This is a genomic window from Bartonella sp. P0282, assembly GCF_048452985.1.
GTDB lineage: Bacteria > Pseudomonadota > Alphaproteobacteria > Rhizobiales > Rhizobiaceae > Bartonella > Bartonella choladocola.
Window position 1 is genome coordinate 1 of the sequence record NZ_WTFO01000004.1, and the last position, 13,440, is coordinate 13,440.

General features: G+C 46.7%; 13 protein-coding genes. 9 read left to right on the plus strand and 4 right to left on the minus strand.

The window, feature by feature from the left end:
• Nucleotides 1-376: 376 nt before the first annotated feature.
• On the plus strand, nucleotides 377-604 hold the full coding sequence (locus GQS64_RS11295) for a hypothetical protein (RefSeq protein WP_198231673.1): 228 nt from the start codon (nucleotides 377-379) through the stop codon (nucleotides 602-604).
• Nucleotides 605-743: 139 nt separating this feature from the next.
• Here GQS64_RS11295 and GQS64_RS11300 read toward each other — a convergent pair whose 3' ends face one another.
• Nucleotides 744-1,679: a zinc ABC transporter substrate-binding protein gene (locus GQS64_RS11300; protein WP_198231674.1), complete on the minus strand. Its 936-nt coding sequence runs from the start codon at nucleotides 1,677-1,679 to the stop codon at nucleotides 744-746.
• A gap of 206 nt (nucleotides 1,680-1,885) precedes the next feature.
• Between GQS64_RS11300 and GQS64_RS11305 the strand changes: the two genes are divergently transcribed.
• The 6 genes from GQS64_RS11305 (at nucleotide 1,886) to GQS64_RS11330 (ending at nucleotide 7,873) form a co-directional block, all read left to right on the plus strand.
• Nucleotides 1,886-2,674 (plus strand): metal ABC transporter ATP-binding protein, encoded by a 789-nt coding sequence (locus GQS64_RS11305; protein ID WP_198231675.1) that lies wholly within the window; start codon nucleotides 1,886-1,888, stop codon nucleotides 2,672-2,674.
• The gene (locus GQS64_RS11310; RefSeq protein WP_198231676.1) at nucleotides 2,667-3,476 is read left to right on the plus strand and encodes an iron chelate uptake ABC transporter family permease subunit; all 810 of its coding nucleotides are present in this window, start codon (nucleotides 2,667-2,669) and stop codon (nucleotides 3,474-3,476) included. Before GQS64_RS11305 ends, GQS64_RS11310 begins: the two co-directional genes overlap by 8 nt.
• The gene (locus GQS64_RS11315) at nucleotides 3,466-3,864 is read left to right on the plus strand and encodes a Fur family transcriptional regulator (protein WP_077993711.1); all 399 of its coding nucleotides are present in this window, start codon (nucleotides 3,466-3,468) and stop codon (nucleotides 3,862-3,864) included. The genes GQS64_RS11310 and GQS64_RS11315 overlap by 11 nt, the downstream gene beginning before the upstream one ends.
• An 86-nt stretch (nucleotides 3,865-3,950) precedes the next feature.
• A complete protein-coding gene (locus GQS64_RS11320; RefSeq protein ID WP_198231677.1) occupies nucleotides 3,951-5,057 on the plus strand; it encodes an HlyD family secretion protein in 1,107 nt (368 codons plus the stop codon).
• 7 nt (nucleotides 5,058-5,064) lie between these two features.
• Nucleotides 5,065-6,630: a DHA2 family efflux MFS transporter permease subunit gene (locus GQS64_RS11325; RefSeq protein ID WP_077993715.1), complete on the plus strand. Its 1,566-nt coding sequence runs from the start codon at nucleotides 5,065-5,067 to the stop codon at nucleotides 6,628-6,630.
• 79 nt (nucleotides 6,631-6,709) lie between these two features.
• A complete protein-coding gene (locus tag GQS64_RS11330; RefSeq protein WP_198231678.1) occupies nucleotides 6,710-7,873 on the plus strand; it encodes an iron-containing alcohol dehydrogenase in 1,164 nt (387 codons plus the stop codon).
• A gap of 559 nt (nucleotides 7,874-8,432) precedes the next feature.
• Here GQS64_RS11330 and GQS64_RS11335 read toward each other — a convergent pair.
• Nucleotides 8,433-9,566 (minus strand): type III PLP-dependent enzyme, encoded by a 1,134-nt coding sequence (locus GQS64_RS11335; RefSeq protein WP_198231679.1) that lies wholly within the window; start codon nucleotides 9,564-9,566, stop codon nucleotides 8,433-8,435.
• Between the two features lie 100 nt (nucleotides 9,567-9,666).
• Nucleotides 9,667-9,954: a hypothetical protein gene (locus tag GQS64_RS11340; RefSeq protein ID WP_077993723.1), complete on the minus strand. Its 288-nt coding sequence runs from the start codon at nucleotides 9,952-9,954 to the stop codon at nucleotides 9,667-9,669.
• 304 nt (nucleotides 9,955-10,258) lie between these two features.
• Between GQS64_RS11340 and GQS64_RS11345 the strand changes: the two genes are divergently transcribed.
• Entirely contained in the window at nucleotides 10,259-11,161 is a 903-nt protein-coding gene (locus tag GQS64_RS11345; protein WP_198231680.1) for a LysR family transcriptional regulator, read from the plus strand.
• Between the two features lie 406 nt (nucleotides 11,162-11,567).
• On the opposite strand, the gene GQS64_RS11350 is transcribed toward GQS64_RS11345, so the two are convergent.
• The gene (locus GQS64_RS11350; RefSeq protein WP_198231681.1) at nucleotides 11,568-12,260 is read right to left on the minus strand and encodes a tellurite resistance TerB family protein; all 693 of its coding nucleotides are present in this window, start codon (nucleotides 12,258-12,260) and stop codon (nucleotides 11,568-11,570) included.
• Nucleotides 12,261-12,655: 395 nt separating this feature from the next.
• On the opposite strand from GQS64_RS11350, the gene GQS64_RS11355 reads away from it, so the two are divergent.
• Entirely contained in the window at nucleotides 12,656-13,294 is a 639-nt protein-coding gene (locus GQS64_RS11355; protein ID WP_198231682.1) for a 2-dehydro-3-deoxy-phosphogluconate aldolase, read from the plus strand.
• The last annotated feature ends 146 nt before the right edge of the window (nucleotides 13,295-13,440 follow it).

The following is a 13,440-nucleotide window of genomic DNA, read 5'->3' on the forward strand; positions in this document are numbered from 1 at the left end:
CCGTTCTTTACAAGAGCGCAACTCACTGTCGCCAGCGGCGTACCGCCCTCGTTGTGGCGCTCATATAGACCTTCCTTTCTCCAAGTGTCAACAGCCAAATCGAAAAAAAATGCACTTTTTTCATTTTTTTATATCGATTCAATCAAAACTTGTGCCGGCTAACAATTACACCGTTAAAAGAGGCCTTTTTGGAGCCGGCTTCTAGCAAAAAATTCGCTTTGCATGACTCTGTCGGAGCAAAAAAACCGCATTTTACGAAACGTGAAATTTAAAAAATGCGGATTTCAGGATGAAAAAACGACGTTCATCGAAAAAATATGCCGGTTTTTACAGAATCGGTTTGGTTGGCTAACGAATCGCGGGCGAATCTTTCAAGTTGCGAGAACTTACCGGAGAATCTCCTGCCAATATCCGAGCACTTGCCGGAGTATCGCCTGCTGATTCTTACAAGTTTGTTTTCCTCACTTATAAGAGACACACAGAAAAACACCCCCATGCGGTTTCAACTTCGGCATTGGTTATGATTCTTGAAGCATTGTTTGAAATGACATTTTCCGATTCTGGAGCACAATTATGGGCTCTGGAACCGGATTCCGGATATTGACACATGCCACCGGGATCGGTTCTGTGTTTTTCGATTTATATGTTCGCTTGGCAAAGATTGATTGTAACCTCTGCACCTTTCAAAATGCAGATATGGCAATCAGGTTCCATTCGAGAGCCAAAATTTTAATCGTCAAAATTTATTTGCGTGTGAGGCAATTGACCAGATTGTCGGCAAGATTGGCAATCAATTCGGGATAAAGTCCGGCGCCTTCTGGCAAGGACTGTCCGAGAGGATCGAGCATACCGACTTTAGCAGGAGTATTTTCGATAACGATATCGACCAACTTGTTGGGATATTGGGGTTCAGCGAAAACACAAACAACCTTTTCTTTCAAAATGGTCGTTTTGATTGCACTTATCCGTTGGGCACCAGGTTGACGTTCCGGATCAAGAGCGACAGACCCTATGGCATGAAGGCCGAAGCGATGTTCAAAATAATGGTAGGCATCATGAAAAACGATAAAGTTCTCGTCGCTTACCGGTGCAACAGATTGTTTTATGTTCTGTTCTGTTTCGGCAATCACTTTATCATATGCGTTTGCATTATGATGGTAGACTTCGGCATGATCGGGATCTTTCTTTGCCAAAACATCGGCCACATAGGCTAAAACTTTTCGGGCATTTTCCGGATCAAGCCAGAAATGAAAATCCATGGCATGCGCCGTGTCACTCCCATGATTATGGTCATCACCGTGGTGTTCAAACAAGCCGCCTTCCCTGATTGGAAGGAGTTCAACTCCGGGAGCTTGCGAGAGCGCAATCATCCGGTCTTTCAAACCAAAATTTTCGATGGGCTTGATAAGAAAAAGTTCCATATCGGGGTTGGCGATGAAAATAATATCGGCTTCAGACAATATTTTTGCGTCGGACGGTTTTAACGCATAGCTATGTTCGGAGCCTGACTGTTTCACAATCAAAGCAGGTGTACCCAATTTTCCCATCACGGCAGCAACAAGCGAATGAAGCGGTTTTATGGAAACCACCACTTGCGGCACTGAAGACGCTTGAGCATTTACACCTGAAACGACAGCAAACAGACACGCCGACAATGCATAAAAAAGAGACCGAAACACTATCAAGCTCCGAATGTTACTTTATTACATTACGGTTTTGTATTAAGTCAGCCATTAAAAAAGTACAAGGATTTTGCATATCAAACTTTGGTGTGAAACAGGCTGGGTCAAGGTTATGCGTGTAATTGAATTTTCATCAAAAGATCGGCCGATCATTCAGAAATTGGATGACTGACTGCAAAACCCCGATACCGAAGGATAGAAAAATGGATAAAGAATGGCTGCTATCGCTCAACAAGGCAGGCATCGAAAGGAATGGTCGCTGGCTTGTCCACGACATTGATCTTGATATTTATCGTGGAGAAATTGTCACATTGATCGGTCCGAACGGTTCGGGAAAATCGACAACGGCAAAAATGGCACTGGGAATTTTGAAGCCGTCCGCGGGGACTGTAACCAGAAAAGCAGGCTTGCGCATTGGCTATGTGCCGCAAAGATTGGTAATCGACCCATCTCTGCCTTTGACAGTCCGTCGTTTCCTGACCTTGACGGCCAAACTTGATAAGAAAGGCATAAAATCGGTTTTATCGGAAACCGGCGTTGACGATTTGGAAAATGCCAATGTTGCCGATTTGTCGGGAGGAGAATTGCAGCGGGTTCTGCTTGCCCGCTCTATTGCAAGAAAGCCTGATCTTCTTGTTCTCGACGAACCGCTACAGGGGGTTGACTATAATGGAGAAACCGAACTTTATGGATTGATTGCAAGTTTGCGCACAAAGCTTGATTGCGGCATTCTTCTTATCTCGCATGATCTTCATATTGTTATGGCAGCGACCGATCGCGTGATTTGTCTGAATGGACATATTTGTTGCAGCGGGGCGCCAACGGAGGTTGCCCAAAGCGAGGCTTACGGGCGTCTTATCGGTGCGATACCGGATAATGGTTTGGCGCTTTATGAGCATCACCATAACCACCGTCATAACATTCATGGTGCAGTTATCAATGCTCCATCGGGAAAGCCAACGAAAAATATCGGAGCCAACGACAATGCTTGACGATTATCTTGTAAGAGCGTTTTTAGCCGGTATCGGCGTGGCATTGATGGCGGGGCCACTCGGCTGTTTTATCGTCTGGCAAAAGCTTGCCTATTTTGGCGACACGATGGCCCATTCGGCTTTGCTTGGCGTGGCTTTTGCCCTGCTTTTCAATATTGATACGGTGCTCGGTGTTTTCCTTGTTGCTGTCATTGTTTCCATTGCACTCTTTATTCTTCAGGCAAGAGAAAAATTGTCGGGAGATTCGCTTTTGGGAATTCTTGCCCATGCAACGCTCGCCATCGGGCTTATCCTGATCGGATTTATGACCTGGACGAATGTCGACATCAACAGTTACCTGTTCGGGGATATTCTGGCAGTTTCACGCACCGATTTACTGACAGTATGGATTGGCTGTGCCTTCATTCTGGTTGTCCTTTTTATTTTATGGCGTCCACTTCTGGCACTGACAATCAATATCGACATGGCAAAAGCCGAAAATATGAAGCCGGAACGCGCCCGCTTCATCTTTATGCTGCTTATGGCCATTGTCATTGCTGTTGCCATCAATATTATCGGCATCCTTTTGATAACTGCACTTCTCATTATACCTGCCGCCACTGCCCGGCGCTTTTCAACAACCCCTGAACAGATGGCCATTCTTGCCTCTCTGATCGGTATTGTGGGAACGGTTCTCGGGCTTTACGCCTCGATCCGGTTTGACAGCCGTTCCGGCCCCAGCGTTGTCGTTGCACTGTTTATTCTTTTTATTGCAAGCCGGTTGACGAGCGCAGCCATCAAGGAATTTTCCCATGACAAATAAGCTGACGCGCAACCAGATGCTTGTGCTCGCCGTTCTTGAAAACGAACACACACCTTTGAGCGCCTATACAATCCTTGACCGGCTTCGCGACAAGGGGTTTCGCGCGCCTTTACAGGTCTATCGCGCGCTTCATAAACTTGTTTCCGAAAAATTGGTTCACAAGCTTGAAAGTGTCAATGCGTTTATGGCCTGCTTGCACCCTGAATGCCATAAACATGGGCTTACCGTTTTTATCATTTGTGAAAAATGCAGCCACGTTGCAGAGGTAGAAGATCCGACACTTGCCGAAACTATTCTACAAATGACACAAAAAGAAGGCTTTTTACCGGAAACAACCACTATTGAAATCCGCGGTTTGTGCACCAATTGCAACCGCAAGCGGGCTTAAGCGTTGATAGCTCATCCGTTTTATTGACGGTATTGACCGTTTTGGATAAACACCGCATTCCTTCATCAGATCTGGAAGTTTGTACCATGCCAGAATTCTCGAACACCACGCTCAAGACAATGCCGGCCAAACAACGCCCCCACAAGAAAATTGCTATCATCATAGCACTCATCGTTGCTATTGCAGTTTTGTGGCTAGGGTTCAGGTGGCTTACCGAATGGCGTTTTCTTGTCACCACCGACGATGCTTATGTTCAAGGTGACATTGCCTCTATAGCCCCGAAAGTGAACGGTTATATCGACGATATACCGGTTGAAACCAACCATTATGTTAAAAAAGGTGACGTGTTATTCCGTCTGGATGATGGCGATTATAAAATTGCCTATGACGAGGCGGAAGCCAAACTTCAAACGCAAAATCGCACACTTGCACGTATTGAAGCTCAGATTGCCGCTTCAAAAACCTCTCTCGACGAAGCCAATGCGCAAAAGGACGCTGCCAATGCAGTGGCCGTCAACGCCGATATTACATTAAAACGTGCAAAAGAACTGAATGTCGGGAGTTTCGTTGCAAAATCGGCTGTTGATAATGCCCAGTCGGCTTACGATCAGGCCGTTGCCAATGTTACGCGCGCCAAGGCGCAAATTGCTGCGGCGGCTGCCAATATCACGGTTCTTGAAGCGCAACATGACGAGGCGGTAAGCGAAACGAGAAGCCTTGAACTGGCACGCGACAAAGCCCGTCGTGACCTTGATTTTACAGTGTTGCGCGCGCCTTTTGACGGCGTTTTGGGAAATCTTGCCGGTAAAAAAGGCGACTATGTCGTCGTTGGTCAACGTCTGGCTGCACTCGTTCCCGTCAATGCCCTTTATATTGATGCCAATTACAAGGAAACCCAACTTCCTTCGATCTATGGTGGTGAAAAAGTGCGCATCTCTGTCGACGGGCTTGATGGTGAAAGCTTTGAGGGCACAGTCGTTTCATTGTCGCCTGCATCGGGTGCTGTTTTTTCACTTTTGCCACCGCAAAATGCCACCGGCAATTTTACCAAAATTGTCCAGCGTGTTCCGGTCAGAATTTCGATACCTGAAAATATTCTTGCAACCGGGCGCATTCGCGCCGGCATGAGCGTTGTTGTCAGCGTCGACATGCGCACAAAACCGGAAGGTGCAAAACCCTTGGCAATGAAGTGAGGTTTTGATGACCGCTGCCAGCCTCCCCCACATGGAAGAACATATCGAACCGAAAAAAATCGTGGCCTTTGTGGCTATGGTTTTCGGTATGTTTATGGCTATTCTCGACATCCAGATTGTCTCTGCCTCCTTGTCGGAAATACAGGCAGGACTTTCTGCAAGCTCGGATGAGATAGCCTGGGTGCAAACATCCTATCTCATTGCCGAAGTCATTATGATTCCGTTATCGGGATTTTTGGGCCGGTTGTTGTCAACGCGGGTGCTTTTTACAATTTCGGCAGCCGGTTTCACCATTGCATCCGCCCTTTGTGCAACGGCCGGCTCCATTGAACAGATGATAGCCTACCGTGCGCTTCAGGGCTTTATCGGTGGCGGCATGATTCCAAGTGTGTTCGCCGCCGCCTTTACCATTTTCCCGCCTTCAAAACAGCCGATTGTTTCACCTATTATCGGACTGGTGGCAACACTTGCCCCCACGATCGGCCCGACGGTCGGCGGTTATTTGAGCCATGCTTTTTCCTGGCATTGGCTGTTTCTTGTCAATGTGCCGTTCGGTATTCTTGTAACCATTGCCTCATGGAAACTCATTGATTTTGATAAAGGTGACAGCTCGCTTTTCCAATCCTTCGACTGGTTCGGTTTGATTACCATGGCGACCTTTCTCGGCTCCCTTGAATATGTGCTTGAAGAAGGCCCCCGTAATGACTGGATGGAAGACGAAATGATCTTCCGTTTTACAATTGTTATGGGCGTTTCTGCCATTCTGTTTTTCTGGCGTGTACTCACAGCAAAAAATCCGATTGTCGATCTCAAGGCCTTTGTAAATCTGAATTTTGCGCTCGGTTCGATCTTTTCTTTCGTTATGGGTATCGGGCTTTACGGGCTTACCTATCTTTATCCGCTCTATCTTGGAGAAATTCGCGGTTATGACGCCTTGATGATCGGCGAGACGATGTTCGTTTCCGGTTTGATGATGTTTTTTTCCGCTCCCCTTGCCGGTTTTCTTTCCACCAAGCTTGACCCGCGTTTAATGATGGGGCTGGGATTTGCCGGTTTTGGCTGGGGCACATGGCTTGTAACCGGAATGACAGCCGACTGGGATTTCTGGGAATTGTTCTGGCCGCAAATTTTGCGCGGCGGCTCGCTCATTTTGTGTATGGTGCCGATCAACAATATCGCACTTGGTACACTTTCCGCCGAAAAACTTAAAAACGCATCCGGTCTTTTCAACCTCACCCGTAATCTCGGTGGAGCGGTGGGGCTTGCAATCATCAATACCATTATTATGCGGCGCACAGATTTTCACTATGAGCGACTATCGGAAAGCGTGCAATGGGGAAACCGGCAGGCAGTCAACCTGTTGAACTCTTTGGCGAGCCAACTTGATATGGCAGGCTTGAACCCGAAAGATTCGGCGTTGATGCAACTTTACAATATTGTCCGCCAACAGGCGACAGTAATGGCTTTTATCGACGCTTTCTTCATACTTACCCTTTTATTCGCAATTCTCACACTTCTGGTTTTTGCTGTGAAAAAGCCGAAAACCGTGAGTGGAGCCGTTGGCGGGCATTAACACTCCAAACTTTGAGGAAAAAACACAAAAAACGATTATGGGTTTTGCTTTTTTTACTCTTCTCACGTAAATATAAATAATGACGATTGCAAACGAATGGACATTTCCAACCGATATTTTGTTGGGGCCAAAAAGCCTTGCAGCACTTGGCTCTGTTTTCGAGAAAAACGGCGTCACAGCAATAATGGTTTTGACCGATCGCGGCCTTAGCCAATCTCCAGCGTTAAAAAAACTGCTTAAACGCATAGACAAACTGAAATTACCTTTCGGCGTTTTTTCTTCACTGGATGGAACAGCAACGCGTGAAACATTGGAATTGACCGTTCGCCTTTATTTGAGTGGCGGTTTTAATGCTATCCTCGCCTTTGGCGGCGGCGCAACAATGGATCTTGCCAAAATGACCCGCTTGTTTTGTGCTCAAGGTGCCAATGTCAAAACACTCGGAAGCCCTTCCCCTTACACACCGCTCCCTCCGCTCATTGCTGTACCGACGCTTGCCGGAAGCGGCGCCGAAATCAGTGACAATGCCTATTTGATTGATAACGCAAACAATAACAGTTTTCGATTTTATGACAAACGTTTGACACCGACATGTGTCATTGCCGATCCGGTTTTGACAGGAACTGCTCCGGCAAGCTTCATTGCAGGAGCCGCCATGAATGCACTGACGAATGCGATTGATAGCTGGTGCATCCCCACTTTCAATCCGGTTTCGGATGCTCTCGCACTCGAAACAGTCCGTCTCATCTTTAATCATTTGTCGAAAGCGGTAAGCGACCCCTCGAATAATGAAGCGCAAATTGCCCTGTTGTCGGCCTCGCTTACCGGTGCGCTTGCAGCAAAAAAGGGTTCAGGCATTACCAGTGCTCTCGCGCGTTCAATAGGTAACCGTTATCAGACCCATTTCGGCATGACAGCAGGTGTGCTTTTGCCCTATGTCATTGCCTATAACCAATCGGCAGTGGGAACCAGAATTTCAACGCTTGCCGAACGCCTTAATATAAAGGGCGGTTTTAACGGCTTTGTTCGCCACCTTCTGTCCTTGAGAAAATCTGCCAATATACCGACAAAATTGGCAGGCTTGACAAAAGACCAGAAAATCAAGGCAAAAGACAAAGCTTTGATTGAAAGTGTCGCGGTAGAAGATCAAGGGTCTGATGAACCACTTTTCCGCCTGACGAAAAAAGCAGCACTTGCCATTGTGAACGCAGCAATTGCCGGAAAGATGAACCGCAAGAAATAACAGATCCTGACTGTCTTTTCCCTTCCGCTTGCACCACGGGACAAACAGTTATTCGGGTTTCCGGTTGAAACTCACGGCTTTCCCCGAACGGTATGCGCAAAAAAGAATTCCTATTTCTTCAAAAGTTGCGAATTTTGAAGCTTTACATGCGATTTTTCGTAAGTTTTGAAAAAACAGCTTTTATCCCGTTCGTCCTGCCGCTTTTTTAAAACAAATCCCGATAAAATTTAAATCACCTCCGGATAAAGGTGCTGTTGCATTTTTTACAATGCGGCTCAAACGGTGAAAATCGCTGATGAACAACAATGTCTTCGACTTTATTCGACCTTATAAAGTCCCGTTGCAAATGAATTCACGCGATGAAAAAAGCTGGCGGAAGATAAGAAGGGGAAGAAAAATATTTGTGGCGGGGAAGATATTTTGGCCTGACTGACAACATTATTTGAACCCTCTACCACTATGAACAAGCACAATTCAACGCAAAGAAAAACGCCCGTAGAAAACTACGGGCGCCAATTGTTGCTTATTCGGATCTTCTCTTATCCAGCGGCATTGCCGGTCAGATAACATAAGAGCGGATCGGCTCGAAACCGTTAAAAGCTACAGAAGCATAGGTCGTTGTATAAGCACCGGTTCCTTCAATAAGGATTTCATCACCGACGGTAAGTGAAATCGGCAAAGGATAAGGTGTTTTTTCATACATCACATCGGCTGAATCGCAGGTTGGTCCGGCAAGCACACAAGGCACTTTTTCATCACTATCCTTTGCTGTTTCAATCGGATAGCGAATGGCTTCATCCATTGTCTCGGCAAGGCCGTTGAATTTGCCGACATCCAGATAAACCCAACGCAATTTGTCATTTTCCGATTTTTTGGAAACCAGCACAACTTCAGAGCGGATAACACCGGCATTTCCAACCATACCGCGTCCCGGTTCGATGATCGTTTCGGGAATACGATTGCCGAAATGTTTTGAAAGGCTATCAAAAATTGCCATGCCATAAGCTTGTGCCGAAGGCACATCTTTCAAATAGCGTGTCGGGAAACCACCGCCCATATTGACGAGTTTCAATATAATGCCTTCCTTGGCCAATGTTCTGAAAACTTTGGACGCATCCGACAAAGCACGATCCCAAGCCTTCAGATTTGTCTGCTGTGAACCGACATGGAAAGAAACGCCATAAGCTTGCAACCCCAATTCATGGGCACGACGCAAAACCGTAACAGCCATTTCCGGCACACAACCGAATTTGCGTGAAAGCGGCCATTCGGCACCTTCACCATCTGTCAAAACGCGGCAGAAAACGCGCGCACCGGGGGCAGCACGGGCAACTTTTTCAACTTCCTCGACACAGTCGACTGCATAAAGTGAAACACCCAATTCATAAGCGCGGGCAATATCGCGCTCTTTCTTGATGGTGTTACCGAAAGAAATCCGATCCGGTGTTGCACCGGCATCAAGAACCATTTCGATTTCGGCGACAGTGGCTGTATCGAAAGACGAACCAAGCGACACCAGCAAACGTAGAATTTCCGGTGCCGGATTAGCTTTTACTGCATAAAAAATGCGTGATTGGGGAAGTGCTTTGACAAAGCCTTCATAGTTTTCACGCACCACATCAAGATCCAGAATCATGCACGGGCCTTCAGGGCGTCGTGTTGCGAGGAAATCACGAATACGTTGAGTTGCCATTTCGGTTCTCCTTAGGAAACCCTTCGGGTTCCCTACATCTTGCTTCTCGTGACATCAGCCACGATCAGCCCATGGACAAAGTGCAAGGTCTATATTCGTTTCAACCGGTTATTGGAGGTACCGGAAAAAACTCTATAAAACTTGCGGCGATGGAACAGCGCGCTAACGCATTGCTCCGCTTTGTCTGCCTTTTGATTGGAATAACGAAAACCGCATCCGCACGGAAGGCAATGAGGTGTGCCTCTTCAGTAATTTCGACTTTTGGACAGCCGAAAGACACCAGAAAGGCCCGCACCGTCGTTGCTTCAAGATGTCCCCATTCTTCCGGTTGGCCGTAAGAATGACTGGAGCGGTTAGGTCCAGGTACCGTACCGGTTTTTCTCACCATTCGAGGACCGGCGGACACCCACAGGCACGTGCGACTTTGGGCAAAAACGCATATAAGCGTAACCGTGTCGCCTTTCAATATTTTTTTTAACCTTCAGACAATTTTATTTAGCCACGTGGCAATAATGCACAATTGTTTATTCTTGAAGCCGCCCCACCCTGTGTTGAAAGAAAATTGGGACTTTTCAGAATAGAAAACCGACAGCCGTTTTATAAGTTCGGTATTTTTGTTATTTAAATATAAAACGTGTTTATTGAATAAAATGGCATTTAACCGGTGCTTTTCACGCGAAGGGATGAAACTCTTGGGATTGTTAACGAAAATAAGGGGTTTTATCGAAGTTGTTGAAGCTGGCGGTTTTTCTGCCGCTGCCCGCAAGACCCACAAATCAAAAGCTCTCCTTTCAAAACATGTTCATGAACTTGAAGATGAATTGGGCGCTGTCCTTTTAAACCGGACAACCCGCCAATTATCTTTGACAGAAGCGGGTCACGCTTATTATCTGCGTGCTCTTGAGATCATCAAGGAACTCGACGACCTCAATGACACAATTACACGCTCCAATAAAACCACTCACGGGCGCATCAAAATCGGTACATCACGCACCTTCGCCGATGCGCCGATAGGTCAATCTCTTATCGATTTTCTATCGACTTATAAGGACATCCACCTCGACATCAGTCTTGATGACCGGTTTGTCGATATGGTCAATGAAGGTTTCGATCTTGCTATCCGCATTACCGACATGCAGGATTCCTCCCTCATTCAACGCAAACTTATGGACATCCATTCGGTTATTGTGGCCTCTCCCGAACTCCTGAAGGCGACAAACGTTCCAAAATTGCCGCGTGATCTTAAAACACTTCCCTGTCTTGTCGACCGGAACAGCCTGAATTCCGACCATTGGGTATTCAAGGATAAAGAAGGCAGCACCTTTTCGGTTGCCGTTTCCGGACGCATGGCGGTAAACGGTCCGGTTATTATAAAGCGGGCTGCCATTGCCGGCATAGGTTTTGCCAAAATTCCGCGCTTTATAGCCGAAGATGAGTTGCGTGATGGTCTCATCAAAACCGTTCTCGACGATTTTATACCGGACGGAGCCGGCCTTTATGTGGTTTATCCGCAAAAGCGTTATTTACCGGCAAAAGTGCGCATGTTTATCGACTATCTGGTTCAATGGTTCAAAACCTATGAACAAAAACTGTAAGCAAAACAAAAAATCCGGTTTCCCTTCTGTTACAGTTTTTTTAACTCTTGGTGAAGGGCTAACTGGAACCGGAATCACGATCAAAAACCGGACCATCCCGATCAAAGCAAGCCAAACAATAAACCATCCGGCTTGTTACCGGTTACCACCATTTCCACCGCCGGACGGAACGCAACTGCCAAAGCCCGTTATTGCAAAGCTCGCTTAACGGAGAAACTTTGTCAAAGCCGTTCAATTGCAGTTTAAGACTCGACTTAAAACCCCCGCAATAGCGTTGGAAGCCCCGACTACCGAACAGAAGCCAAAGCGTTTTTCCTTTTGTCGGGGTGGTTCGTTATCTTCTTTGCAGTGGCTTGCTTTGAAATGGCTTGATTATGCCAACTCCAAAACGATCATCCGGATGGGATTATCGTAAAAAGCTGACAATTGCCTGTTCGATATGTTGTTCAAGATCTTTTGGCAGTCCGAGTTTATCCATAAGATTATCAAGATATTGGCGATTATCCGGCTTATCCGGATCAAGTGTCATACGGGAAGCCACATAAAGTTCGGTTTTTTGTTCGTCTGTATTCACATTGCTGACGAGATTGTCGAGATCAACCGGCTTGTTCAATTCATCCATCAAAAAGGAAGCCGTTTTCTGGTCAATTCCGGAACTTGCAATCTTGTTTTGTATCAGCTCGCGCTCCTTGTCATCAACATGGCCGTCGGCTTTGGCAGCCGTTATCATTGCCCGAACCAATGTCAGGGCAAAATCGCCGTTATGGTCGGCACCGGTTTGGCCGATTTCTGTCATATCCATTTTGGAATTGGCATTCGAGTCATGTTTTTCGAAGTTTTTCAATGCATTGAAGGCAACACTGGCAATCGCCGCCAAGCCGCCGCCTTTTATCAAACCTTCAAGAATATTGCCCTTTTCATTTCCGCCAAATAGTCCGCCCAAGAGATCGACGACCGAAAAGGTCGAAGATGGTGCGGAAGAAGCCGGTTTGTTTGCACTGTCTTTGGAAGCGGTATTGTCAGGGGAAGCTGTATTATCAGGGGAAGCGGTATTGTCAAACTTCAGCAAATCCGAAAAAATCTGTTTAGGGTCAATCATCGTCGTCTCCGTTTTGTGAAACTCCCGCTTCTTTGAAAAAGTTAGATAGCGCCCGCTCGCCCCATTACAAGCTCGAAGAGAAAACGGGTGTCAGCAATTTCTGCGAACCTTTTTGGGAAGAAGGTGATTTTATTTTGACGTTTCGGGATGAATAGCCTTTTGCAGAAAGCTGATATATTCGCAACTATCCGGCTTTTCGGGAAATCAATCATTTCAATCCGTGCTTTTTACGTGTTCATCCGAATTCACGTATTTTTTCCGTTATTGCGTGAAACTCCGGTATCACTTTAACTCTAAGTATTTTTGACAAAGCCGATAGGAAACTTGTCCGAACACTCTTTTCTAAAGCTTGGCTTGCGCTTATAAGAATTAAAAAAGCTTTTTGGAGAACGATAATGTCTCAGAAGACCGAACGTCTTTTACCTATTCTGCTCGGACAAAGTGTTATTCCGGTTCTTGTTATTGAACGATTGGGAGATGCGGTGCCGGTTGCACGTGCCCTTGTTGAAGGGGGGCTGAAAGCTATCGAAATCACATTGCGCACCCCCGCAGCGCTTGATGCCATCCATGCGGTTTCGGAAGATGTGCCTGATGCCATTGTCGGAGCCGGTACGATTTTGAACGGCGACCAATATGTATCGGCTGAAGGTGCGGGGGCAAAATTTATTGTCAGCCCCGGACTGACCGGCGAACTCATCGACGCTGCCGAGGATAGCGATGTACCGCTTCTTCCCGGAGCAATCACGCCAAGTGAATTGATGGGTGCACTCGAAGAAGGCTACCAATGTTTGAAATTTTTCCCGGCAACGGCGGCCGGCGGCATTGATTTTGTCAAATCGCTGGCTTCCCCTTTTGCCGAGGTCAAATTTTGCCCGACGGGCGGTATTTCGCAAAATAACGCCGCCGATTGGCTGAAATTGCCCAATGTCGTTTGTATTGGCGGCTCATGGGTTGCACCGAAAAAACTGATTGATGCCGGTGATTTTAAAGCGATCACCGAACTTGCGAAAAACGCAACAAAATTGACTGCCTGAAAAACCGGTAGGCAAACAACCGCCCAAGCTCATTGGAATATAAAGGCTTGGCAAAGAAATATGAAAACCCGCCAAAGCAGGCGGAATTGCTAATAAACAGGAAGCCTCGGAGCCTTTAAAACTTTAAAGCCCTTGAGCCCCTGAGC

Excerpts from the sequence above, each read along its gene's own strand:
- GQS64_RS11305 (WP_198231675.1), top strand. The coding sequence starts at position 1,886 with ATGGATAAAGAATGGCTGCTATCGCTCAACAAGGCAGGCATCGAAAGG.
- GQS64_RS11310 (WP_198231676.1), top strand. The coding sequence starts at position 2,667 with ATGCTTGACGATTATCTTGTAAGAGCGTTTTTAGCCGGTATCGGCGTG.
- GQS64_RS11315 (WP_077993711.1), top strand. The coding sequence starts at position 3,466 with ATGACAAATAAGCTGACGCGCAACCAGATGCTTGTGCTCGCCGTTCTT.
- GQS64_RS11320 (WP_198231677.1), top strand. The coding sequence starts at position 3,951 with ATGCCAGAATTCTCGAACACCACGCTCAAGACAATGCCGGCCAAACAA.
- GQS64_RS11325 (WP_077993715.1), top strand. The coding sequence starts at position 5,065 with ATGACCGCTGCCAGCCTCCCCCACATGGAAGAACATATCGAACCGAAA.
- GQS64_RS11330 (WP_198231678.1), top strand. The coding sequence starts at position 6,710 with ATGACGATTGCAAACGAATGGACATTTCCAACCGATATTTTGTTGGGG.
- GQS64_RS11335 (WP_198231679.1), bottom strand. The coding sequence starts at position 9,566 with ATGGCAACTCAACGTATTCGTGATTTCCTCGCAACACGACGCCCTGAA.
- GQS64_RS11340 (WP_077993723.1), bottom strand. The coding sequence starts at position 9,954 with ATGGTGAGAAAAACCGGTACGGTACCTGGACCTAACCGCTCCAGTCAT.
- GQS64_RS11350 (WP_198231681.1), bottom strand. The coding sequence starts at position 12,260 with ATGATTGACCCTAAACAGATTTTTTCGGATTTGCTGAAGTTTGACAAT.
- GQS64_RS11355 (WP_198231682.1), top strand. The coding sequence starts at position 12,656 with ATGTCTCAGAAGACCGAACGTCTTTTACCTATTCTGCTCGGACAAAGT.